The organism is Endozoicomonas sp. ONNA2, assembly GCF_024606365.1.
Lineage (GTDB): Bacteria > Pseudomonadota > Gammaproteobacteria > Pseudomonadales > Endozoicomonadaceae > Endozoicomonas.
Genome location: NZ_JAHHPO010000142.1, coordinates 1 through 1404, shown reverse-complemented (window position 1 = coordinate 1404; position 1404 = coordinate 1). Strand labels below are relative to the sequence as shown.

Annotated in this window: 1 protein-coding gene; it reads left to right on the top strand. The window is 59.3% G+C overall.

The window, feature by feature from the left end:
- On the top strand, window positions 1–1404 hold a 1404-nt coding region (locus KDK14_RS02640; protein WP_257263472.1), incomplete at both ends, for a hypothetical protein.

Below are 1404 nucleotides of genomic sequence, written 5' to 3'. Positions count from 1 at the left end.
GGCCTGGCCTGAGCACCTGAAACTTCAGGCCCGTGACCGACTATTAACCCTGTACAGCCAGTTCCGGGCGCTGCTGGAGCAGACCACACCCAGAGATATCATCGATGTGCTGGCCACCATTCGCCAGATTCTCCGTCACTGTGCCGCTACCGTGAGCACACCAGGGCAAGTCAACGCCCTGGTCCGGCGGGCATTTATGGACAGCCTGGCCGGTGCCGTCACCCATGATTGCCAGCAGCGACTGAACACCCTCAACCGCTGGTACCAGGGCCAGTATCCGGAAGATCTGTCCTTTATAGCGGGGGTCGACCGGAGCTTTGCTGTTTTCCTGAAGGAACTGCAGGCCGCCTACCCCGATGGTGACTTCTCGCCAAAGCCTGTCCAGCAACTGGCTTACCGCTACTGGCAAAGTCTGGACAAGGATGACTCGGGGCGCACCGCCATTCTGGTGGAAGGCCCGGCAGGCTGGGGCAAGGATTTTGTGCTGGACAGAACCATCCGGCTCTGGCAACAACAGCAAGGGATGAATCGCCCGTTTGTTCATATCAATGCCAACCCGAACCAGTGGACCGCCTTGGCAGAGAACGTCAAACAGGCCATGAGCCAGGGGCAACTGATCGCCGTCAGTGAGCTTAACCTGATTCCCGGCCACTACGTCGAAGGGTTGCTGAATAATGTGTTGACCGGCCACGCAGCGCCGGGATTTCGCCTGTTTGCCACCATCAATCCCGGCTATTTTGCCGGACGGGAAGCGCTGAGCCAGGCCCTGACCAGCCGCTGCACCCAAATCAGGCTGGCGGCCCTTGAACCGGAGGACCTGGCCAGGCTGGTGCAGGGATTGCCCGACATACCCGGCGGGTTGCCCCAATGGCTGGCGGGTCACTTCCACCAACTGGCCACAGCGCTGCATCAGCAAAACTGCCCGGTGCAACTGGCCCTGGACGACCTGTTCAGCAGCGCCCGGCATCTGGCCAGTCAGCGCCCCGGACAGTGGGATCGGGCCTTGCGACAACACCTGTCACTGCCCTTTCGCGCTTTAAAGACACCGCTGCCGCCGCTGCAGGAAGATACCGCACGCCTGGCACGAATCAACCGGGAAGAACAACAGCACCGGGCGACCCTGGCCAATAGCATGTCCGGACTGTTGACGCCCATCACGGTGACACCGCAGACAACAGATCAGGACGTCATGACGATTGTGCAGGCCATGCAACAAGGCCTGAAGAACAGCCGCAGGAGCGGGTCAACGATAAAGCCGAAAAAAACCGGTCAATTGGCTTACCCCTGCGCATTTGGCGATATTGTGGCTCCCCGGCACTTCAAGATCACCAGATACTTCCCTAAAAACCCTTACGATGCCCACAAATATCGTCTCTTTTTTCTCCAGACCCATCTGGATGAAGA